The organism is Lentzea tibetensis, from assembly GCF_007845675.1.
In the GTDB taxonomy this organism is placed as follows: domain Bacteria; phylum Actinomycetota; class Actinomycetes; order Mycobacteriales; family Pseudonocardiaceae; genus Lentzea; species Lentzea tibetensis.
This window is the reverse complement of the sequence record NZ_VOBR01000006.1, coordinates 412,577-434,197: the sequence shown is the minus strand read 5'-3', so window position 1 is coordinate 434,197 and position 21,621 is coordinate 412,577. Positions and strand designations below refer to the sequence as shown.

Here is a 21,621-nt window from a genome sequence, read left to right as displayed (position 1 = left end):
ATTTCCATAGTGTTTCGGTGGTTATAGCGTTGGGGAAACACCCGGTCCCATTCCGAACCCGGTAGTTAAGCCCTTCTGCGCCGATGGTACTGCACTGGTGACGGTGTGGGAGAGTAGGTCGCCGCCGAACTTTACTTCCCTGAAGGGGCTTGCGATGGGGGCACACTACAGAGTGCTCTCTCGCAGGCCCCTTTCAGTGCGTCCATATCCACAGGAGGATTTGGTGTCCAGGTTCGGGGATCGTCCCGGCGACCGTCAGCGTGGCCAGGGAGACCGACCGCGCCGTTCCGATGGTGGCCGCCCAACAGGCGATCGAAAGTTCAACAGCAGCAGCAGCAGTACCGGCAGCCGCGACGACCGTGCGAAGTCGTCCTCGGACCGCCGTGACTTCAAGCCGCGCGACAACGACCGTCGCGACTTCAAGCCCCGCGATGACCGCAACACGGGCGAGCGCAAGCAGTTCCGCCGTGACGACCAGGGCGGCTACCGCCGCGATGACCGGGCCGGCTCCGACCGCCCCAGCTACCGCCGCGACGACTCGAGCAGCGACCGAGGCGGCTACAACCGCCCCAGCTCTGACCGCTCGTCGAGCGACCGCGGTGGCTACAACCGTTCGGGTTCCGGCAGCTCCGGCAGCGACCGCGGTGGTTACCGCGGCCGTGACGACCGCCCCAGCTCGGACCGCGGCGGTTACAAGGGTTCCAGCACCGGCGGCGACCGCGGTGGTTTCCGGCGCGACGACCGCGCGGGTTCCGACCGGGGTGGCTACAAGGGTTCGTCGAGCAGCAGCGACCGCGGCGGCTTCCGCTCGCGTGACGATCGCGCCGGCTCGGACCGTCCCAGCTACCGCCGTGACGACAGCTCCGGCGACCGCGGTGGTTACCGCGGCCGTGACGACCGCCCCAGCTCGGACCGGGGTGGCTACAAGGGTTCCAGCTCCGGTGGCGACCGCAGGGACTTCAAGCCCCGCGACGACCGCGGTGGCGACCGTCCTTCGGGCGGTTACCGCGGCCGTGACGACCGTTCGTCCAGCGACCGCGGCGGCTACAACCGCACCGGTGGCGACCGCGGTGGCTTCAAGCCGCGCGACGACCGTGGCGGCGACCGTCCCAGCTACCGCCGTGACGACAGCTCCAGCGACCGTGGCGGTTACCGCGGCCGTGACGACCGCTCTTCGAGCGACCGTCCCAGCTACCGCCGCGACGACTCGTCGGGCGACCGCGGTGGTTACCGCGGCGACCGTTCCAGCTCCGGTGACCGCGGCGGTTTCCGTCGCGATGACCGCGCGGGCGGCGATCGCGGCCGTTCCGGTGGCGACCGCGGTGGCTTCAAGCCGCGTGACGACCGCTCGAGCGATCGTCCGAGCTACCGCCGTGACGACAGCTCCGGCAGCGACCGTCGTGAGGGCGGTTACCGCGGGCGCGACGACCGTCCTTCGAGCGACCGCGGCGGCTACCCCCGCTCCGGTGGCGACCGCAGGGACTTCAAGCCCCGCGACGACCGCGGTGGCGACCGTCCTTCCGGCGGCTTCCGCTCCCGCGACGACCGTCCGCGTGACGACCGCGGTGGCGACCGCAGGGACTTCAAGCCGCGCGACAACGACCGTCGCGACTTCAAGCCCCGCGACGACCGCCACACGGGCGAGCGCAAGCAGTTCCGCCGTGACGACCAGGGCGGCTACCGCCGCGATGACCGTCCGGCGAGCAGCGACCGTCCCACGGACGACCGCCGCGACCAGCGCAGCCGTGAGCGCGCGGCACGCTTCCAGGAGCGCGCCGCCGAGCCGAGCCAGGTCGACGAGAAGACCGCCGACCAGACCGATGTCGACGAGGCCGCGGTCTCCGCATCCACTGTGAGTTCTGCCGAGGCTGTGCAGGCCGACGACTCGACCGACGCCCCGAGCGCGGTTGAGGCCGACGACGTCGACCGCGAGGACGACGAGATCGACGAGCGCGACTCAACTGAGCGCGACGCCGACGAGAGCGGTGCTGACGACCGCGAGGACGAGCGCGCCGCTGACGAGGCCGGCGACAGCCGCCGCGATGACAGTGACAGCGACCAGCGCGGCAGCGACAGGCGCGACGACGCGGGCGACCGCGGGCGTGACCGGGACGAGGAGTCCGCTCCCGTCCGGGGCCGGGCACCCGAGCTCCCCGAGGACGCCGACATCTCGCTGCTCGACCCGGAGATCCGGGGCGAGCTGCGCAGCCTCCCCAAGGGCCTCGCCGAGATCGTGGGCAGGCACCTGGCCGCGGCCGGTCTGCTGATCGACAGCGAGCCGGAGCTGGCGCTCGAGCACGCACGGCACGCCCGCAGCAAGGCGGCGCGCGTCGGTGTCGTCCGCGAGGCGGCCGGCCTGACCGCGTACTTCGCGGGCGAGTGGGCCGAGGCGCTGTCCGAACTGCGGGCCGCGCGGCGGATGACCACCGGCACCGGCCACCTGGCGATCATGGCGGACTGCGAACGCGCGCTCGGCAGGCCCGAGCGGGCCATCGAGCTCGCCCGTGAGGCCAAGGGACTGAAGCTGCCGGACGAAGAGGCCGTCGAGCTGCGGATCGTCGCGGCCGGTGCGCGCAGGGACATGGGTCAGCTGGACGCGGCGGTCGTCGCGCTGCAGGGGCCCGACCTCGACCCCGGTCACCGCACCGAGTTCAGCGCACGGCTGTTCTACGCCTACGCGGACAACCTGGCGGCTGCCGGGCGCACCGAGGAAGCCGTGAAGTGGTTCCTCAACGCCGCTGAGGCCGACGACGAGGGTGAGACCGACGCCGCCGAGCGCGCGTTCGAGCTGACCGAGGACGTCCAGGACGCAGGCGACGGCGAGACCGCGAACGACGACGCGGAGAGCACCGAGGACGCGGGAGACAAGTGAGCCAGACGTTGTTGGACCGGTACGACGCGCTGCTGATCGACCTCGACGGCACCGTCTACCGGGGAGGCGAAGTGGTTCCCGGCGCCGTCGAGGCGGTCGCCGAGGCACGCAGGAAGAGCGTCGGGATCCGCTTCGTCACCAACAACGCCTCACGCAGCCCCCAGGCCGTCGCGGACCACCTCAACGAGCTCGGGTTCAACACGAGCATCACCGAGGTCAGCACCAGTGCGCAGGCGGGCGCGGCGATGGTCGCGGACCGCGTCCCCGCCGCGACCAAGGTGCTGGTGCTGGGCACCGACGCGCTGAAAGAGGAGATCCGTCTGCGCAAGCTCGTCCCCGTCGACACGGCGGACGAGGCGCAGGCGGTCGTGCAGGGACTCAACCAGGACCTCGGCTGGCGCGAGCTGGCCGAGGCCTGCGTCGCCATCAACAACGGCGCGCTGTGGGTGGCCTGCAACGTCGACGTCACGCTGCCCACCGAGCGCGGGCTGCTGCCCGGCAACGGTGCGCTGGTGGCGGCGCTGAAGGCGGCCACGGGCACCGAACCGCTGGTCGCGGGCAAGCCGGCGACACCGCTGCTGGAGCAGGCCGCCAAGTCGCTCGGCGCGGACCGGCCGCTGGTGGTCGGGGACCGGCTCGACACGGACATCGCGGGTGCGGTCAACGCGGGCATGGACTCGTTGCTCGTGCTCACCGGCGTGTCGACCCGCGAGGACGCGGAGGCGCTGCCGGAGGAGTGGCGGCCCACGTATGTCGGCCGAGACCTGTCGGTTCTGCATCAGCTACCGTGAACCGGTGAACTTCCCACTGCCCGGCCCTCCGCCGATCCCGGCGGAAGCTATCGAGGACGCGCTGTCGCGGCTCGAGGGCCTCGACCACGTGGACGTCGCCGAGCACGTCGCCCGGTTCGACGCGGTGCACGCGACGCTCACCGAGGCGCTGTCCTCCATCGACAAGGTGTGACCCGATGCCACGCAGGGCACGGCTCGACGCCGAACTCGTGCGCCGCGGCATGGCGCGGTCGCGTGAGCACGCCAGCCAGCTCGTCGCCGAAGGCCGCGTGACGATCCGCGGCACGGTCGCCACCAAACCAGCCACCGCCGTCGAGATCGACACGGCACTGGTCGTCAAGGAAGACCAGGCCGACCCCAAGTGGGCCTCGCGCGGCGCGCACAAGCTCGTCGGCGCGCTCGAAGCGTTCCAGATCGCGGTCGACGGCAAGCGGTGCCTCGACGCGGGCGCGTCCACCGGCGGTTTCACCGACGTCCTGCTGCGCAGCGGTGCGAAAACCGTCGTGGCGGCGGACGTCGGACGTGGCCTGCTCGACTGGAAACTCCAGACCGACGACCGGGTCGTGGTGAAGGACAAGACCAACGTCCGCACCCTCACGCCGGAGGACATCGGCGGAAAAGTTGAACTCGCGGTAGCTGATCTCTCGTTTATCTCGTTGAGGCTCGTGCTTCCCGCACTGGCCGCGTGCCTCGACGAGGAGGGCGATCTGCTGCCGATGGTCAAGCCGCAGTTCGAGGTCGGCAAGGAACGGCTCGGCTCGGGTGGCGTCGTCCGCGACCCCGAGCTGCGCGCCGAAGCGGTCACCGAGGTGGCCGTCGCCGCACAGGAACTGGGGCTGCAGCCGCACGGCGTGGTCGCTAGCCCGTTGCCCGGCCCGTCCGGCAACGTCGAATTCTTCCTCTGGCTCCGGCGCGGCGCCCCGGTCGAACCGGGTGCTGTCGCCGAGATGGTGCGCACCGCTGTCGCAGAAGGGCCCCAATGAGGGAAATCCTGCTGGTCGTCCACACCGGACACCAGAGCAACGTCGATCTCGCACGGCAGGTGGCCGGAAGGCTCGCCGTCGGTGGCATCACCGTGCGGGTGCTCGACGAGGAGGCGTCCGACCTCGGACCGTCGTGCTGCACGAAGCTCGTCCCCGCGGACGACGAGGCGGCCGCCGGTACCGAGCTGGTGCTCGTGCTGGGCGGTGACGGAACCCTGTTGCGCGGCGCGGAGCTCGCGCTGCCCGCCGGTGTGCCCATCCTCGGCGTGAACCTCGGCCGCGTCGGGTTTCTCGCCGAAGCGGACTCGGACGCGCTGCACGAGGCCGTGACCCACGTGCTGGCGAAGGACTACCACGTCGAGGAGCGCATGACGCTCGACGTGATGGTGCGCGCCAACGGCGACGTCATCGCGCAGACCTGGGCCGTCAACGAGGCCAGCGTCGAGAAGAGCATCCGGGAGCGGATCCTCGAGGTGGTCGTCGAGGTCGACGGCAGGCCTGTCTCGGCGTTCGGCTGCGACGGCGTGCTGTGCGCGACGCCGACCGGGTCGACCGCGTACGCGTTCTCCGCGGGCGGACCGGTGGTGTGGCCGGACGTGCAGGCGCTGCTGGTGGTGCCGAACAACGCGCACGCGCTGTTCGCGCGGCCGCTCGTGGTGTCGCCGAAGTCCGTCGTGGCGTTCGAGATCGAGCCGAGCAGCCAGCCCGCCGTGCTGTCCGCGGACGGGCGGCGCACGTTCGAGCTGCCGCCGGGGTCGCGCATCGAGGTCGTCGAGGGCAAGTTCCCGCTCAAGGTCGTGCGGCTGCGCCAGGAACCGTTCACCGACCGGCTGGTCGAGAAGTTCTCGTTGCCCGTGAAGGGATGGCGCGGACCATCGGCAGGCTGATCTCACCGCTCGGACACGCGGCATTCGCTGGATACGGTACCCGCGCGGAACTGTCAGGGGAGGCAAGTATCGTTCGCCCTGTGCTGGCCGAGATGCGCATCAATGGCCTTGGCGTGATCGACGAGGCGACGCTCGAGCTCGACCCCGGATTCACCGTTGTCACCGGTGAGACGGGGGCGGGCAAGACCATGGTCGTGACCGGGCTGCACCTGCTCGGCGGAGGTCGTGCCGAGGCGTCCAGAGTTCGAACCGGCGCCGACAAAGCAGTGGTGGAGGGAAGATTTCACGCCCCGGCCGGTAGCCCGGCCGCGAAGGTGGCCGACGAGGTCGGCGGTGAGCCGGACGACGACGGCACGGTGATCGCCGTGCGCACCGTCGGTGCGGACGGCCGTTCGCGCGCCCACCTCGGTGGCCGCTCCGTCCCGGTCGGCGTGCTCTCCGAGCTGTCCGAACAGCTTCTCGCCGTGCACGGGCAGAACGACCAGCTGCGCCTGATGCGGCCCACCGAGCAGCGCGCGCTGCTCGACCGCTTCGCGGGCGACGACGTCACCGGGCCGCTCGGCGAGTACCAGCGGCTGCGTGAGGAGTGGCTGCGCGTCGCCGCCGAGCTGACCGAGCGCACCGAACGCTCCCGCGAGCTGGCCCGCGAGGCCGATCTGCTGCGGCACGGCCTCGGCGAGATCGGGGCCGTTGACCCGAAGCCGGGCGAGGACACCGAGCTGCACGACGAGGCGCGCCGCCTCGCGGACGCCGACCAGCTGCGTGAAACCGCGCAGGGCGTGCACTACGCGGTCAGCGGCGCCGTCGACGGCGACCCGGACAACCCCGGCGCGCTGGGGCTGATCAGCGAGGCGCGCCGCAGGCTGTCCGTCTCGGAGGACCCGAAGCTGCGCGAGATGGAACCGCGGCTCGTCGAAGCGGCCACGTTGCTCGCCGACGTGGGCGCGGAGATCAGCACCTACCTCGAGCACCTCGACGCCGACCCCGGCCGCCTCGAGCAGGTGCTCCAGCGGCAGGCCGAGCTGAAGGCGCTCACCCGCAAGTACGCGGCGGACGTCGACGGCGTCATCGAGTGGGCCGACCAGGCCAAGCAGCGGCTCGACGGGCTCGACACGTCCGAGGAGGCGCTGACCGCGCTGGCCGAACGGCGGGACGCGCTGGCGCTCGAGCTGGCGATCTTCGCGCAGCAGGTCACCGACGCGCGCACGTCCGCGGCCGAGGAGCTGGGCAAGGCCGTCACCGAGGAGCTCGACGGGCTCGCCATGCCGCACGCGACGGTCGAGGTCGTCGTCCGGCCACGCCACGCCGAGGCCAACGACGCGCAGGCGCTCGCCGTCGGCAAGCTGCGGCTGCACGCTGGTGCGTCCGGCGTCGACGACGTGGAGCTGCGGCTCATCTCGCACCCCGGCGCGCCCGCGCTGCCGGTGCACAAGGGCGCGTCCGGCGGTGAGCTCTCCAGGGTCATGCTGGCGCTGGAGGTCGTGCTGTCGCACTCGGACCCGGTGCCCACGCTCGTGTTCGACGAGGTCGATGCCGGTGTCGGCGGCCGTGCGGCCGTCGAGGTCGGGCGCAGGCTCGCCAGGCTGGCGCGCAGCCACCAGGTCATCGTCGTGACGCACCTCCCGCAGGTCGCCGCGTTCGCGGACCGGCACCTCGTCGTCGACAAGAGCGCGAACGGGACGTTCACGAGCAGCGCGGTGCGCAGGCTGGACGAATCCCAGCGGGTCGTCGAACTCGCGCGCATGCTGGCGGGGATGGACTCGACCGACACCGGCCGGGCCCACGCCGAGGAACTGCTGGCCGCCGCCAAGGCGGACAAGGACGCGGCACCCGTCGTGCGGCGCAAGAGCCGCAAGAAGGGCGCCTGAGCAACAGGCTGGAAGGAAGTGCGAACGTGACCACGCGCCGGGCACTGGGGGCGGTGCTGGTGGTGCTCGCGGCCGCGCTCGGCGTGGCCGCGACATTCCTGACGTTCCGCTACATCGAGATCGACGTCGGCCAGGGCTCACCGCTGCGGTTCGAGGAAGACGCGTGGACGGTGTCGCGCAACGACTTCCCCGGCGGCCGCACCACGCCGCCGCCGAGGTTCGGCCTGCCGATACTCGCCGGTGCTGTGCTGCTCGCACTCGGCGGGCTGCTCAGCACCCGCCTGCCGCTCGCCAGGTACGGGGCGCTGATCGGTGCCGGCCTGCTGTTCGGCGCCGCGTGGACCGCGCAGGAGTACCACGACTCGAAGGTCGCCGAGTTCGCGTTCCAGCTGCAGCCCGACTCGCCGGTCCAGCTGCACACCGGCGACGGGCTGCTGGCGCTGATCGTGGCGACCGGGCTCGCACTGGTCGGCGCGGCCGCGATCCAGGAGTACCCGCCGCGGCAGCCGAAACCCGAGCCGCCCGCGGACGACGTCGTCATCCACCAGATCGAGGACGAGGGCAGCGACGAGGACACGCCGCCCTACGGCTTCCCGGTCGTGGTCGAGGAACCCAAGTGATCCGGGTGCGGCTCGGGCCGGTGCTGCTGGTCGTCGGTGCCGTGGTCGCGGTGATCGGGACGTTCCTCGAGCTGTACGTGCTCAAGTTCTCGTTCCCCGGAGCCTCCGAGGTGCACTCGATGAGCTCGTGGGAGTACCTGCAGCCCGCGTCGGGGCCGCCCCAGGAGGCGTACCCGCCCCGCTTCGGGCTGCCGATCTCGGCCGCCGCCGTGGCTGCCGTCGTCGGCGTGGTCTTGTTGCTGCGTGGACGGGAAGCCGGCCGTCTGCTCGCCGTCGGCGGTGTCGCCGGGATGGCCGCGGGTGTGTGGTCGGCCGCGGAGGCGTACCTGTCGATGGGCAGCGGGGTCCAGGCGCAGGAACCGGGCATGGACTTCGGGCCCACCGCCGAGGCGGGCGGCGGACTGACGGTCATGATCGCGGGCGTGGTCGTCGCCGTGGTCGGGCTCGTGTTCACGCTGCGGCGCAAGCGCGCCGCCGAACCCGCCGCCACCGAGGGAGCGGTGGTGATCCACCAGTTCGACGACTCCGACGAGATGGACACCCCGCCGTACGGTGTCCCGATGCAGGAGAACGCGTGATGGGGCGCGCCACGGCGGCCGCGCTGCTGGCCGTCGGCGTCGTGCTCACCGCGGTGGCGCAGGTGCTGCCGCTGTACTCGTCGTCCTACACCGGTGGTGTCGAGGTCGTCGTCCGCGCGTGGGGCACCACGATCATCAACAAGCCGGGCGACTGGCCCGCGGGCGAACTGTCCCCGACGTACGGGATCCCGCTGACCGTCACCGCGGTCATCGCCGCGCTGGCGATCGCCGCGCTCGCGTGGCGGCCCGAGGTGGCCCGGTACGCCGCGCTCGGCGGCGCGCTGGCCCAGGTCGGTGCGCTGGGTGTGCTGGTGGCGCTGGTGATGTCCGAGCGCGGGCACGCGGTCGGCCAGAAGGGTGCGTCGTTCGACTTCGGCATCGGGCTGGTGCTGCTGGTCGTGGCGACGGTCGTTGCGACGGCGGGTGCGGTCGGGTTGCAGCGGGAGGCGGCGTGAGCAGGCGCGTTCAGGCCGTGGTCGCGCTCGTGGCGGCGGTCGCACTGGCGTTGTGGGGCACGACGAGGACGCTGTCCTACCTGAGCATCCAGTTCGGCCTCGACCAGCCGCGCAGCGAGTTCTTCACCACCGCGTGGCGCACGAACTTCGGCGGCCCGGACGACCCGCACAGCCCGCTGTTCGGCGCGTCCATCGTGGCCGCGGCCCTGCTGCTGGTCGTCGCGCTCGCATGGCCGAAGAAGGGCAAGAAGCTCGCGCTCGCCGGCACCGCGATGCTCGCGGGCGTGGTCGCGATGCTGCTCGTGTACCTGGAGAACGCGATCGCGTTCTCCCGCGACGGCAACCTGCTGGTCGACCCCGCGTTGCGCGCCGGGTACGGCGACGGCATCTGGTTCCTGCTCGCGGCCGTGGTCGTGGCCGTCGCGGGGACGGTTCTTCACCCGACCTGGGACTGAACGCGCTCGGCGTGCCTCACCGGCCACACCTGCACCGTGAGTCACCATCGGACGCATGAAGCTCTCCGGGTTGCTCAGCCGCTCGAACACCGAACTGCCAGGGGTCACCGGCGTGGCGCGGGTGGACCGGAAGGCGAGTGACCTGATCCGGAGGGTCAGCCCCGGAGACGTGGCGGTGTTCGACCTGGTCGACCTCGACCGCCGGACCGCGGAAGCGCTGGTCGCCGCCGAGGTCGTCGGGGTGGTGAACGCGTCGCCGTCGATCTCCGGCCGGTTCCCGAACCTGGGGCCCGAGCTGCTGATCGAGGCGGGCATCCCGCTCATCGACCAGGTCGGTGCCACCGCGCTGCGGGAGATCAAGGAGGGCACGAAGCTCCGGCTGCACGAGGGCGTCGTCTACGCGGGCGAACGCGAGCTCGCGAAGGGCGTCGAGCAGAACGCCGAGTCCATCGCGGACGCCATGATCGAGGCGAAGGCCGGGATGTCGGCGCAGCTGGAGGCGTTTTCCGCCAACACCATCGAGTTCCTGCGCCGCGAACGCACGCTGATACTCGACGGCGTCGGCGTGCCGGAGGTGTACGTGCCGATCCGCGACCGGCAGGTGCTGGTCGTCGCGGGCGGCCCGTCGCACGCCGAGGAGCTGCGCAAGCTCCGCAAGTACATCCGCGAGTACCGGCCCGTGCTGATCGGCGTCGAGACCGGCGCGGACACGTTGCACGACGCCGGGTTCAAGCCGGACATCATCGTCGGCGACCCCGACGGCATCGGCACCGCGTCGCTGAAGGCCGCGTCCGAGGTCGTGGTGCCCGCGCAGACCGACGGGCACGCGCCCGGTCTCCAGCGCATCCAGGACCTGGGCATCGGCGCGGTCACGTTCCCCGCGTCCGGCAACGCCGAGGACCTGGCGCTGCTGCTCGCCGAGGCGCACGGCGCGTCCCTGGTCGTCACGGTGGGGCTGCGCGCGACGCTGCGCGAGTTCCTCGACCGGGGCCACTCCGGCTCCAACCCCTCGACCTTCCTGACCCGGTTGAAGCTGGGCAGCAAGCTGGTGGACGGCGAAGCCGTCGCCACGCTGCACCGCAGCCGGGTCTCACTCGGCGTGATCGTCCTCCTGGTGCTCGCCGCCGTCATCGCCATGGTGTCGGCGCTCGCGGTGTCCGGGGTCGGTCAGGCCTACGTCGACATCGCCGTCGACGCGTGGAAATCCGTCGCCGACTGGTTCAGGGGGCTTTTCTCGTGATCTCGCTGCGCTACCACATCGTCTCGATCACCGCGGTGTTCCTCGCGCTCGCCGTGGGCGTGGTGCTGGGGTCGACCGCCATCAGCGGCAGGCTCCTCTCCGGACTGTCGAACGAGAAGAACACGCTGGGCCAGCAGGTGTCCGACCTGCAGACCGAGCGCAACGCGCTGAACGCGAAGCTCGCCGAGGCTGACCGGTTCGCGGGCTCCGTCGGTCCGCTCGCGGTGAAGGACCGGCTCACCGACCGCACGGTCGTCATCGTCACGACGGCCGACGCGCGGCCCACCGACCGCGACGCGCTGACCCAGCTGCTCAAGGCCGCGGGCGCGACCGTCACCGGCGAGCTCCAGCTCACCGACGCGTTCACCGACCCGAACAAGGCCGACCAGCTGCGCGACCTCGTCGCCCGCCTCCAGCCCGCCGGAACCCAGCTGCCGACCGCGTCGGACCCCGGCACGCGCGCTGGTGGCCTCCTCGGCACGTTGCTGCTGCTCAACAAGGACAACCAGCCCCAGGCCTCAGCCGACGAGGCCGCCTCCGCGCTGGCCGGACTCGCGAACTCCGGGTTCGTGCGCGCCACCCAGGGCGTGAAGGCCGCGCAGCTCGCGGTCGTGCTCACCGGTGGTTCCGCGACGGGCGACGCCGCGGGCGACCGCGCCGCCACCGTCGCGCGGTTCGCGACCCAGCTCGACCGGTCCGGCGCCGGCACCGTCCTCGCCGGTGCGGACGGCGCGGCCAGCGGGACCGGGGCGATCGGCGTGGTGCGGGCGGACACGGCGTCCACCTCGGTCCTGTCCACTGTGGACAACATCGACTCCGCGGCCGGTCGCGTGGTGACCGTGCTGGCGTTGCGGGAGCAGCTGGAGGGCAGGTCGGGGCGCTACGGCGTGGCCGGGAACGCCGAGGCGCCGTCGCCGGCGGCGTGATCGCGAGTTGTCCACACCGGCCGAGTTGTCCACAGATCGCCGAATGGCGCGCTGACCTGCGGCTATGTCGATAGACTGGAGCAGGGACGCCCCCCAGGGCGGGTGGGGGCTGCCTGGAGTTGCTGCGGCGCAGGCAGGCACGACGTCGGTTCGATCGTGTGTTGTCTCGGGCCGTGGCGCGTAGGGCTTGGGCGATGTTGCTGGTGCCGGTGATGCGGTGTGCGCTGAGGGCGAGGTTGCGCCGGCTGGCCATGGCGCGTGGTGCGGTGCCGGTGCGCGGGCGGGAGTGGCTTCGCCGTTGGTGACGTCACGGACCCGGTGCAGCCGGTTCTCGATGTCCCGGTGTCCGCGCAGGATGCGGGCAATTGACTTTGACGGAACCCTGCCAGGGCGGGTGGGGGCTGCCCGTTGGGCTGCCGCTGCGCGGCGATTGTTGCTTGGTGCGGCTGCGATGTGAGCGAGTACGACCTCTGTTCGATCATGTGGTGTCGAAGACCAATGATCGTGAAGGCCGTGCCTGTTTCCTGATCCCCGCTGTGTTCACGATGCTGCCCCGCCGGGCCGCTCACCCTGCTCGGCATCCCGCCCGACCAACACGCCGATTCGACGGAGCCGTGCCGGGACGGCTGCCCGCTGCCGCTGGGTTGGGCTGCCGCTGCGCGGCGATTCTTGTTGGTGCGATGGCGGCACCGCCAACCGGGTGATGTGATCCACCGAGTCGGAGTGCGCTGAGTGACCGAAGGCGTGTTAGCGTTTAGGCCCGTGGACGTGGGGGATTGACCCTCACCAATTTCGGACCACGGGAGCCCTCGTTGGTGCAGCAGGTACGCACGACCAAGCACGTCTTCGTCACGGGAGGCGTCGCCTCCTCGCTCGGCAAGGGGCTCACGGCTTCCAGCCTCGGCCAGTTGCTCACGTCCCGTGGTCTGCGGGTCACCATGCAGAAGCTGGACCCGTACCTCAACGTGGACCCCGGCACGATGAACCCGTTCCAGCACGGCGAGGTCTTCGTGACCGACGACGGCGCGGAGACGGACCTCGACATCGGCCACTACGAGCGGTTCCTCGCTCGTGACCTGACCGCGGACGCGAACGTCACGACCGGGCAGGTCTACTCCGAGGTCATCGCCAAGGAGCGGCGCGGCGAGTACCTGGGCGACACCGTCCAGGTCATCCCGCACATCACGGACGAGATCAAGCGCCGGATCAGGGCGATGGCCGAGCCGGACGCGGACGGTGTCACGCCGGACGTCGTCATCACCGAGGTCGGCGGCACAGTCGGCGACATCGAGTCGCTGCCGTTCCTCGAGGCGTGCCGCCAGGTGCGGCACGACGTCGGCCGGGACAACGTGTTCTTCCTGCACGTCAGTCTCGTGCCGTACCTCGCGCCGTCCGGTGAGCTGAAGACCAAGCCGACGCAGCACTCGGTCGCCGCGCTGCGCAACATCGGTATCCAGCCGGACGCCATCGTGTGCCGCGCGGACCGGGAGATCCCGGACGCGCTCAAGCGCAAGATCGGCCTGATGTGCGACGTCGACAACGAGGCCGTCGTGGCCGCGGTCGACGCTCCGTCCATCTACGACATCCCGAAGGTCCTGCACGCCGAAGGCCTCGACGCGTACGTCGTGCGCCGCCTCGACCTGCCGTTCCGCGACGTCGACTGGACCGTGTGGGGCGACCTGCTCGACCGCGTCCACAACCCGTCCGAGACGGTGAGGATCGGTCTCGTCGGCAAGTACGTCGACCTGCCGGACGCCTACCTGTCGGTCACCGAGGCGCTGCGCGCGGGTGGTTTCGCGCACCGCGCCAAGGTCGAGGTCAAGTGGGTGCCGTCCGACGAGTGCCAGACGCCAGAGGGCGCGGCGCGTGCGCTGTCCGGCCTGGACGGCGTGCTCGTGCCCGGTGGCTTCGGCGTGCGCGGCATCGAGGGCAAGATCGGCGCCATCACCTACGCCCGCACCCGCGGCGTGCCGATCCTCGGCCTGTGCCTCGGGCTGCAGTGCATGGTCATCGAGACCGCGCGGAACCTCGCGGGCATCGCGGACGCCAACTCGGCCGAGTTCGAGGAGGGCGGCGCGCCGGTCATCAGCACGATGGCCGACCAGCAGGACGTCATCTCCGGCGAGCGCGACATGGGTGGCACGATGCGCCTCGGCGCGTACGTCGCGAAGCTGACGCCCGGCTCGCAGGTCGCGAACGCCTACGGTGCCTCCGAGGCGTCCGAGCGGCACCGCCACCGCTACGAGGTCAACAACGCCTACCGCGGCAAGCTCGCCGACGCGGGCCTCGTGTTCTCCGGTGTCTCGCCGGACGGCAGGCTCGTCGAGTTCATCGAGCTGCCCGCCGACGTGCACCCGTTCTTCGTCGCGACGCAGGCCCACCCGGAGCTCAAGTCGCGCCCGACGAAGCCGCACCCGCTGTTCGCCGCTTTCGTTCGGGCGGCGATCGACTACCGTGTCGCGGAACGTCTTCCGCTCACGGCAGGAGTCAAATAAGTGAGTGATCGTCACGAGTTCAAGACCGTCGACTCGACGGACGTGCACATCGGCCGCGTCGTGGCGCTGCGGGTGGACGACGTCGAGATGCCGGGCGGGGACACCGCGAAACGCGAGATCGTCGAGCACCCCGGTGCGGTGGCGGTCGTCGCGCTCGACTCCGAGGGCTTCGTGACGCTCATCCACCAGTACCGGCACGCGCTCGGCCGCCACTTGTGGGAGCTGCCCGCCGGCCTGCTCGACGCCGAGGGCGAGTCCCCTGTGGACGGTGCGCGGCGTGAGCTGGGCGAGGAGGTCGGGCTCTCCGCGCAGTGGTGGTCGACGCTCGTGGACGTGGCCGCGTCACCGGGTTTCACCGACGAGGTCGTCCGCGTCTACCTCGCCCAGGGTCTGTCCACTGTGGAACGTGATCATCAGGGCGAGGAGGAGGCGGACCTGGAGATCCACCGCTTCCCGTTGTCCGACGCGGTGTCGATGGTGTTCTCCGGTGAGATCGTCAACTCGTCCGCGGTCGGTGGACTGCTGGCCGCGCGCGAGGTCGTCGAGGGCCGGGCGTCCGCCCGTCCCGCCGACGCCCCGTGGCGCGACCGCCCGACCCGTTTCGCGGCCCGCGGCCTGAGGTGATCTTCATGAAGGGAGCTTTCACAAAGCTGAGCTTGATGAAAGCTCCCTTCATCACGCTGGCAGCGGCTGCCGCCGGGTGCGGCGTGCTGCTGTTCGTGAACCCGAACAACCCGGACTCGTTGCTGCCGCGCTGCCCGTTCAACTGGCTGACCGGCTGGGACTGTCCCGCCTGCGGGTCCACCCGGATGGTGCACGCGCTGCTGCACGGCGACTTCGCCGCCGCGTGGGACTTCAACGCGGTCATGCTCGTCGCCGGGCTGCCGATGCTCGCGTGGCTGTGGCTGCGGTGGGCGAACGCGGCCCGCAAGGGGGAGAAGCCGCGGCCCGTTCCCAGGAGGCTCGGATCGGTGGTCCTGGGAGTGGGGCTCACGTGGATGCTGGTGCGGAACCTGGTGCTCTGAGCGTCAGTCGCGCAGCCTGCGGCCCTGCGCGTCCGTTCCGCCGTTGACCAGCAGGATGATCGCGTCGACCAGCGCCCAGATGCCGCAGCCGCCGCACGTCAGCAGCTGCGCGACGCCGATACCGACGTCGCCGATGTAGAACCGGCCGACGCCGAAGCCGCCGAGGAACAGCTGCAGCAGGCCCGCGACGACCTTCGACTTGTCCGACAGCGGCTGCCCGGTCAGCGGGTCGTAGCCGTACGGCGCGTAGACGTTGTACCCGTATGCCGTCGGCGGCACCGCATAGGTCGGCGGAGGCACGTACGCGCCCGCAGGAGGCGTGTAGGGCCCCGTCGGCGGCGTGTACGTGGGCGGCGGCGTGTATGCCGGCGGCGGCATCGTCATCGTCGGGAACGGCGGCGGTGTCGCGGGTGCCAGGAACGGCGGGTGCGGGTGCGGGAGGTCGCTGAACAGCATCGCGAGTTCTTGGTAGGTCTGCGCGTTGGTCGCGCTGCTCACCCTGTTCTGGTACTCGCCGATGTCGACGCGGCCCGCCGCGAAGTGGTCGTTGAGCGCGTTGATCGCTTCTTCGCGCTGCTGGTTGCCGATGCGCTGGTGCTCGGCGCCGAAAGCTTCTGACACGACGCGGACGCTATCCGATGCGACTCGGGGTTGTGCGGAATACGCTGCGACGATGTTGGTCGGAGTCCCTCGGGAGATCAAGAACCACGAGTACCGGGTGGCCATCACGCCGGCGGGTGTGGTCGAGCTGATGCGCCGCGGGCACCGGGTGGTCGTCGAGACCGACGCGGGCGCCGGGTCGTCCTTCCCCGACCACGAGTACGAGGAGGCGGGCGCGACGATCGTGCCGACCGCCGACGACGTGTGGCGGGACGCCGAGCTCGTGCTCAAGGTCAAGGAGCCGATCGCGGACGAGTACCACCGCATGCGGTCCGGCCAGGTCCTCTTCACCTACCTGCACCTCGCGGCCAGTCCTGAGTGCACGAAGGCGATCCTGGACTCCGGCATCACCGCCATCGCCTACGAGACCGTGCAGCTGCCGGACGGCTCGCTGCCGCTGCTCGCGCCGATGAGCGAGATCGCCGGGCGGATGGCGGCGCAGGTCGGCGCGCACTGCCTCGAACGCGCGCAGGGCGGCCGCGGCGTGCTGCTCGGGGGCGCGCCCGGTGTCGCGGCGGGCAAGGTCGCGGTGATCGGCGCCGGGGTCGCCGGGCTGAACGCGGCGACGATGGCCGTCGGCCTGCAGGCCGAGACGATCGTGCTGGACAACAACGTCAACCGCCTGCGGCAGATCGACTTCACCTACCGCGGCCACCTCCAGACGATCGCCAGCAACGCCTACGAGGTCGAGAAGGCCTGCCGCTGGGCGGATCTGGTGATCGGCGCGGTGCTCGTGCCGGGCGCGAAGGCGCCGAAGCTCGTCAGCAACGACCTGGTGTCGCGGATGCGGCCCGGTTCGGTGCTCGTGGACATCGCCATCGACCAGGGCGGGTGCTTCGAGGACTCGCGGCCGACGACGCACGCCGACCCGACGTACCGGGTGCACGACTCCGTGTTCTATTGCGTCGCGAACATGCCCGGCGCGGTGCCGAACACCTCGACCTGGGCGCTCACCAACGTGACGCTGCCGTACGTGCTCGCGTTGGCGGACAAGGGTTTCGAAGCCGCGGTCGCCGCCGACCCGGCACTGGCGAAGGGCGTGAACGCGGTGGACGGACGGATCGTCCTCGAAGGGCTGTCGGGGTGATCGCTGAGGTCATCGCCACCTACCTCGACCACCTCGCGGTCGAACGCGGCACCGCGCACAACACGCTCGACTCGTACTCGCGCGACCTGCGCCGCTACGACGAGCACCTGACCGAACGCGGCGTCACCGCGCTCGAGGAGGTGAGCGAGGGGCACGTCAGCGAGTTCCTCGCGACGTTGCGCGAGAGCGGTCTCGCCGCGTCGTCCGCCGCCCGCACGCTCGTGGCCGTGCGCGGGCTGCACCGCTTCGCGCACCGGGAAGGACTGGTGCCGCACGACGCCGCGCGCGCCGTGCACCCGCCGTCGCCGCCGAAGCGGCTGCCCAAGGCGTTGCCGGTCGACCAGGTGCTCCAGTTGCTGGACAACGTGTCCAATCCGCGCGACAAGGCGTTGCTGGAACTCCTCTACTCGACGGGCGCGCGCATCTCGGAGGTCGTCGGTTTGGACGTGGACGACATTGACGCGGAGGAGCGGACCGTCCTTTTGGACGGCAAAGGTGGCAAACAGCGCATCGTTCCTGTCGGCCGTCCGGCGCTGGCCGCCGTTGACTCCTATTTGGTGAGAGCGCGACCCGCTTTGGCCGCAAAGGGACGCGGCACGCCCGCCTTGTTCCTCAACACGCGTGGCGGGCGGCTCTCGCGCCAGTCGGCCTGGCAGGTGCTCAAAACGGCGGCGGAGGAGGCCGGAATTCTGGCCCCCGTCTCACCGCACACGTTGCGGCACTCGTTCGCGACGCACCTCCTCGAAGGAGGCGCGGATGTGCGTGTGGTCCAAGAGTTGCTAGGGCATGCGTCCGTTACGACCACTCAGGTCTACACGTTGGTCACAGTTACGACTTTGCGCGAGGTTTATGCGACCGCTCACCCACGTGCCACTGGAATGTGAGGCATCCACGGGTACGGTGTAAACGTGCCGAACTTGGACGAGCCGCTCCTCGAGGCGATCGACCTTCCCGCTGTGTTGCACGCGTTGAGTGATCCGACCCGGCTTGCCGTCGTACGGCAGATACAAGCCGACGGCGAACGCCTCTGCGGAGCGTTCGAAGTGGGGGTCGCGAAGTCGACGTTGTCCCAACATCTGCGCGTCCTGCGAGAGGCCGGGGTGACCCGGACACGATGCCGGGGCAACCAGCGTTGGGTGTCGCTGCGCCGCGAAGACCTCGACAGGTTGTTCCCCGGATTGCTCGACGTGGTCCTTTCGGCTGCCACCCGAACGGATGTACCTGCTTGACCTCAGTGTGACGGTCCTCGGCGAGGCGCGTTGCCGCTGATACATCGTCGGCCTAGGCTGCGCCCGGAGAGACGACTACGAGCAGTGAGGTTACCGGGCCATGTCGACACCAGAGCACGCCGAGCGCTTCGCGCCGCGTCCTCCCGTTGACCTGAGCCTGGCTCCTCACGCCGCGCCCGTCGACGACGTCGCACCCGAGCAGGTCGGTGGCATCGGTCCGACCGGTCGCCCGCGCCGCCACACGCCCGAACCACCGGGCGTGCTGCAGCACGGCCCCGCGAAGATCCTCGCGGTCTGCAACCAGAAGGGCGGCGTGGGCAAGACGACGTCGACCATCAACCTGGGTGCCGCGCTGGCCGAGTACGGCAGACGCGTGCTGCTGGTGGACTTCGACCCGCAGGGAGCGCTGTCGGTCGGCCTCGGCATCCACCCGCACCAGCTCGACCAGACGATCTACAACGTCATCATGGAACGCGACTGCGGCGTCCGCGACGTCATCCGCAACACCGGCGTCGACGACATGGACCTGCTCCCGTCGAACATCGACCTGTCCGCGGCCGAGATCCAGCTCGTGTCCGAGGTCGGCAGGGAGCACACGCTCGTCCGCACGCTGCGTCCGGTGATAGACCACTACGACTACGTGCTGGTGGACTGCCAGCCCTCGCTCGGCCTGCTCACGGTGAACGCCCTCGCGGCCGCGGACGGAGTGCTGATCCCGCTCGAGTGCGAGTTCTTCTCGCTGCGCGGGGTCGCGCTGCTCATCGACACCATCGAGAAGGTCAAGGAACGCTTGAACCCCAAGCTGGAGATCACCGGCATCCTCGCGACCATGTACGACCACCGCACCCTGCACTCCCGCGAGGTGATGGCGCGCGTCGTCGAGGCGTTCGGCGACATCGTGTTCGACACCGTCATCAACCGCACCGTCCGGTTCCCCGAGACCACGGTCGCGGGCGAGCCGATCACCCGCTGGGCCCCGCGCTCGGCGGGCGCGCAGGCGTACCGCGCACTGGCCCGTGAGGTGATCGCCAGGTGAACCGTCGCCCTTCACTGCCGGGCGCGGCTGAGCTGTTCCGCCTCACCTCGGCTGCTCCCGCCACCTCGTCCACGGACGAGCCTCCCGCGCAACGGCGGGGGAGCGGTCGAGAGAAGCACACCACGAAGATCACGGTGTACGTGTCCGACGAGGAGCTGCTCGCGCTGGAGCAGGCCCGCCTCGAGCTGCGCGGGTCGCACTCGCTGGGCGTGGACCGCGGCCGCGTGGTGCGCGAGGCCATCGCGATCGTGCTGGACGACCTGGAGTCATCGGGCGCCGACTCGTTGCTCGTGCGTAGGTTGCGCGAGCAGTGACTGAACCGTCTGTTGAGGGCGACGGCAGGTTCAAGGTCAAGCTGACGAACTTCGAGGGGCCGTTCGACCTCCTGCTGCAGCTGATCTCCCAGCACACCCTGGACGTCACCGAGGTGGCGCTGCACACCGTCACCGACGACTTCATCGCGCACATCCGCGCACTCGGCGACTCGTGGGACTTGGACGAGACGACCGAGTTCCTCGTCATCGCGGCGACATTGCTCGATTTGAAGGCCGCCCGGTTGTTGCCCGCGGGCGACGTCGAGGACGAAGACGATCTGGCCCTCTTGGAGGCACGCGACCTGTTGTTCGCGCGACTCTTGCAGTACCGGGCCTACAAGCAGGTCGCGGCGTTGTTCGCCGAGTTGGAGCAAGGGGCTTATCGGCGGTATCCGCGTTCTGTCGCATTGGAGCAGCGGTACGAAGGGTTGTTGCCCGAGGTGATGCTCGGCGTATCGCCCGCGCGGTTCGCCGAGATCGCCGCCGCCGCCTTTCGGCCCAAGGCCGCTAAGACAGTGTCCGTCGCGCACATTCACCAGCATCGGGTGTCCGTTCGGGAGCACGCCGAGTTGTTGCGTTCCCGCTTGGCCGCGGCCGGGACGGCCACCTTTGCCGAGTTGGTTTCCGACTGTTCGGAGACGATGGACGTCGTTGCCCGGTTCCTGGCCTTGCTGGAGTTGTACCGGGAGAAGGTGCTGGCGTTCGAGCAGCCCGACCCGTTGGGGCCGTTGCAGGTGACCTGGGTCGGTGGGTCGGTGGAGGAAGCGCGGGCCGTCGCCCGCGACGAAGACGAGGAATACGGTTGACGTCTTCCCGGCCGGACGGCCGGGATTGTCCGTTCGGCTCGCGCCGAACAGTTCCTGCTTCTGTTCCCTGGAAGGGAGGTTGCGGCGGATGCCTCACCAACTAGCGCCGGATCGGTCTTACTCCGTCTCCACAGGCTGCGACCGCCCGCCGGGCGGCCAGTACGTTGCGGGCCGCGTTCACGTCCCGATCATGCGTGTAGCCGCAGCCGGGGCAGGTCCACGCCCGCGTCTCCAGCGGCAGGTCGTCGAGTCGGTGCCCGCACTGCTCACAGGTCTTGCTGCTGGGAAACCAGCGATCGACCACGATCACGGTGCGCCCGTACCAGTCGGCCTTGTACTCCAGCATCGATCGCAGCTTCGACCACGCGGCATCGCTGATGGCGCGAGCCAGGTTGTGGTTGCGGATCATGCCCCGCACGTTGAGGTCCTCGAGCACGATCGTTTGGTTCTCGCGAACGAGCCGAGTCGAGAGCTTGTGCAGGAAGTCCGTCCGGCGATCAGTAATGCGCGCGTGTACGCGTGCCACCGCCTTGCGGGCCATTTCCCGGTTGTTGGATCCCTTCTGCTTGCGGCACAAAACCCGCTGCGCACGGGCCAGCCGTTGCCGGTCGCGACGCTCGTGTCGCGGGTTCGCGATCTTCTCGCCTGTCGACAGAGTGATCAGCGCAGTCAACCCGGCATCGATCCCGACCGCGTCCACTCCGGGCGGCAGGTGCTCGACGCTTGTTTCGACCCTCAGCGAGACGTGCCAGCGCCCGGCCGCATCGCGGCTGACCGTGACTGTCGATGGCGTCGCGTTGTCCGGCAACGGTCGGGACCAGTGGATGTCCAGAGGATCATCCAGCTTCGCCAACCACAGTCGCCCGTCACGCCACCTGAATGCGGAGCGGGTGTACTCGGCACTGGCCTTCCCCCGCTTGCGGGACTTGAACCGCGGGTACCGTGCGCGCTTGGCCCAGAACCCGGTGAACGCCGTCTGGAGATGCCGCAGCGTCTGCTGCAGCGGCACGCTGGACACATCGTTGAGGAAAGCCAGCTCGTCGGTCCGCTTCCACCCGCTCAGCAGCGCCGACGTGTCGTGGTAGTTGATCCGACGTCGGTGCTGGTCCCATGCCTCCGCCCTGGCTTGCAGGGCCATGTTGTAGACGAGACGCACGCAGCCGAACGTGCGCAGCAACTCGAGTTGCTGACGTTCGGTTGGGTAGAAGCGGTACCGGTAGGCCCGCTTCACCAGCGTCTTCGACATCGTTCACACTTTATTTCCGGCCCTGTGAAAGACAGTGGGCGGGGTGGA

The 21,621-nt window shown here is 70.3% G+C and carries 23 protein-coding genes and 1 rRNA gene; 22 read left to right on the top strand and 2 right to left on the bottom strand.

All coding sequences use genetic code 11. The annotated features are described in order from the left end of the window. The first annotated feature begins 13 nt into the window (after window positions 1–13). The 16 genes from rrf (at window position 14) to FKR81_RS12285 (ending at window position 15,195) form a co-directional block, all read left to right on the top strand. Window positions 14–130, top strand: a 5S ribosomal RNA gene (gene rrf / locus FKR81_RS12355). Window positions 131–223: 93 nt separating this feature from the next. After that, the gene (locus tag FKR81_RS44315) at window positions 224–2,872 is read left to right on the top strand and encodes a tetratricopeptide repeat protein (protein ID WP_235921483.1); all 2,649 of its coding nucleotides are present in this window, start codon (window positions 224–226) and stop codon (window positions 2,870–2,872) included. Next, entirely contained in the window at window positions 2,869–3,663 is a 795-nt protein-coding gene (locus FKR81_RS12345) for an HAD-IIA family hydrolase (protein WP_146351170.1), read from the top strand. Before FKR81_RS44315 ends, FKR81_RS12345 begins: the two co-directional genes overlap by 4 nt. 4 nt (window positions 3,664–3,667) lie before the next feature. Beyond that, window positions 3,668–3,835 carry a hypothetical protein gene (locus tag FKR81_RS43505; RefSeq protein ID WP_186762933.1) on the top strand — a complete coding sequence of 56 codons (168 nt, stop codon included), beginning with the start codon at window positions 3,668–3,670 and terminating at the stop codon, window positions 3,833–3,835. Between the two features lie 4 nt (window positions 3,836–3,839). After that, on the top strand, window positions 3,840–4,646 hold the full coding sequence (locus tag FKR81_RS12340) for a TlyA family RNA methyltransferase (RefSeq protein WP_146351168.1): 807 nt from the start codon (window positions 3,840–3,842) through the stop codon (window positions 4,644–4,646). Beyond that, on the top strand, window positions 4,643–5,533 hold the full coding sequence (locus FKR81_RS12335; RefSeq protein ID WP_146351167.1) for an NAD kinase: 891 nt from the start codon (window positions 4,643–4,645) through the stop codon (window positions 5,531–5,533). Before FKR81_RS12340 ends, FKR81_RS12335 begins: the two co-directional genes overlap by 4 nt. 80 nt (window positions 5,534–5,613) lie before the next feature. Continuing rightward, window positions 5,614–7,401 (top strand): DNA repair protein RecN, encoded by a 1,788-nt coding sequence (gene recN / locus FKR81_RS12330; RefSeq protein ID WP_186762932.1) that lies wholly within the window; start codon window positions 5,614–5,616, stop codon window positions 7,399–7,401. A gap of 26 nt (window positions 7,402–7,427) precedes the next feature. Next, the gene (locus FKR81_RS12325) at window positions 7,428–8,021 is read left to right on the top strand and encodes a hypothetical protein (RefSeq protein WP_146351165.1); all 594 of its coding nucleotides are present in this window, start codon (window positions 7,428–7,430) and stop codon (window positions 8,019–8,021) included. Then, window positions 8,018–8,599, top strand: coding sequence for a hypothetical protein (locus FKR81_RS12320; RefSeq protein WP_146351163.1), 582 nt, complete (start codon window positions 8,018–8,020; stop codon window positions 8,597–8,599). Before FKR81_RS12325 ends, FKR81_RS12320 begins: the two co-directional genes overlap by 4 nt. Continuing rightward, window positions 8,599–9,054 carry a hypothetical protein gene (locus FKR81_RS12315; protein WP_146351161.1) on the top strand — a complete coding sequence of 152 codons (456 nt, stop codon included), beginning with the start codon at window positions 8,599–8,601 and terminating at the stop codon, window positions 9,052–9,054. Before FKR81_RS12320 ends, FKR81_RS12315 begins: the two co-directional genes overlap by 1 nt. Next, window positions 9,051–9,509, top strand: coding sequence for a hypothetical protein (locus FKR81_RS12310; protein ID WP_146351159.1), 459 nt, complete (start codon window positions 9,051–9,053; stop codon window positions 9,507–9,509). The genes FKR81_RS12315 and FKR81_RS12310 overlap by 4 nt, the downstream gene beginning before the upstream one ends. 55 nt (window positions 9,510–9,564) lie before the next feature. Then, window positions 9,565–10,749 (top strand): putative cytokinetic ring protein SteA, encoded by a 1,185-nt coding sequence (gene steA, locus FKR81_RS12305; protein WP_146351157.1) that lies wholly within the window; start codon window positions 9,565–9,567, stop codon window positions 10,747–10,749. Continuing rightward, window positions 10,746–11,675 carry a copper transporter gene (locus FKR81_RS12300; protein ID WP_146351155.1) on the top strand — a complete coding sequence of 310 codons (930 nt, stop codon included), beginning with the start codon at window positions 10,746–10,748 and terminating at the stop codon, window positions 11,673–11,675. The genes steA and FKR81_RS12300 overlap by 4 nt, the downstream gene beginning before the upstream one ends. Before the next feature lie 815 nt (window positions 11,676–12,490). Then, a complete protein-coding gene (locus FKR81_RS12295) occupies window positions 12,491–14,170 on the top strand; it encodes a CTP synthase (protein WP_407936520.1) in 1,680 nt (559 codons plus the stop codon). After that, the gene (locus tag FKR81_RS12290; protein ID WP_235921482.1) at window positions 14,171–14,794 is read left to right on the top strand and encodes an NUDIX domain-containing protein; all 624 of its coding nucleotides are present in this window, start codon (window positions 14,171–14,173) and stop codon (window positions 14,792–14,794) included. A 35-nt stretch (window positions 14,795–14,829) separates the two neighbouring features. Then, window positions 14,830–15,195: a DUF2752 domain-containing protein gene (locus FKR81_RS12285; protein ID WP_222598234.1), complete on the top strand. Its 366-nt coding sequence runs from the start codon at window positions 14,830–14,832 to the stop codon at window positions 15,193–15,195. A gap of 3 nt (window positions 15,196–15,198) precedes the next feature. Here FKR81_RS12285 and FKR81_RS12280 read toward each other — a convergent pair whose 3' ends face one another. Then, complete coding sequence (locus tag FKR81_RS12280) at window positions 15,199–15,816, bottom strand: NINE protein (RefSeq protein WP_235921481.1); 618 nt, start codon at window positions 15,814–15,816, stop codon at window positions 15,199–15,201. A 52-nt stretch (window positions 15,817–15,868) separates the two neighbouring features. Here FKR81_RS12280 and ald point away from each other — a divergent pair, with 52 nt between their 5' ends. The 6 genes from ald to FKR81_RS12250 all read left to right on the top strand — a co-directional run bounded on the left by ald (window position 15,869) and on the right by FKR81_RS12250 (window position 20,327). After that, complete coding sequence (ald, locus tag FKR81_RS12275; RefSeq protein ID WP_146351150.1) at window positions 15,869–16,942, top strand: alanine dehydrogenase; 1,074 nt, start codon at window positions 15,869–15,871, stop codon at window positions 16,940–16,942. Further along, the gene (xerD, locus tag FKR81_RS12270; RefSeq protein ID WP_146351231.1) at window positions 16,942–17,826 is read left to right on the top strand and encodes a site-specific tyrosine recombinase XerD; all 885 of its coding nucleotides are present in this window, start codon (window positions 16,942–16,944) and stop codon (window positions 17,824–17,826) included. Before ald ends, xerD begins: the two co-directional genes overlap by 1 nt. Before the next feature lie 24 nt (window positions 17,827–17,850). After that, window positions 17,851–18,171 carry an ArsR/SmtB family transcription factor gene (locus FKR81_RS12265; RefSeq protein WP_146351148.1) on the top strand — a complete coding sequence of 107 codons (321 nt, stop codon included), beginning with the start codon at window positions 17,851–17,853 and terminating at the stop codon, window positions 18,169–18,171. A gap of 100 nt (window positions 18,172–18,271) precedes the next feature. Next, window positions 18,272–19,207: a ParA family protein gene (locus FKR81_RS12260; protein WP_146351146.1), complete on the top strand. Its 936-nt coding sequence runs from the start codon at window positions 18,272–18,274 to the stop codon at window positions 19,205–19,207. Then, entirely contained in the window at window positions 19,204–19,521 is a 318-nt protein-coding gene (locus FKR81_RS12255; RefSeq protein ID WP_146351145.1) for a hypothetical protein, read from the top strand. The genes FKR81_RS12260 and FKR81_RS12255 overlap by 4 nt, the downstream gene beginning before the upstream one ends. Beyond that, complete coding sequence (locus FKR81_RS12250; protein ID WP_146351143.1) at window positions 19,518–20,327, top strand: segregation and condensation protein A; 810 nt, start codon at window positions 19,518–19,520, stop codon at window positions 20,325–20,327. Before FKR81_RS12255 ends, FKR81_RS12250 begins: the two co-directional genes overlap by 4 nt. 100 nt (window positions 20,328–20,427) lie before the next feature. Here the strand turns inward: FKR81_RS12250 and FKR81_RS12245 are convergent, their stop codons facing one another. After that, window positions 20,428–21,573, bottom strand: coding sequence for an RNA-guided endonuclease InsQ/TnpB family protein (locus FKR81_RS12245; protein WP_146351141.1), 1,146 nt, complete (start codon window positions 21,571–21,573; stop codon window positions 20,428–20,430). Window positions 21,574–21,621 lie beyond the last annotated feature (48 nt).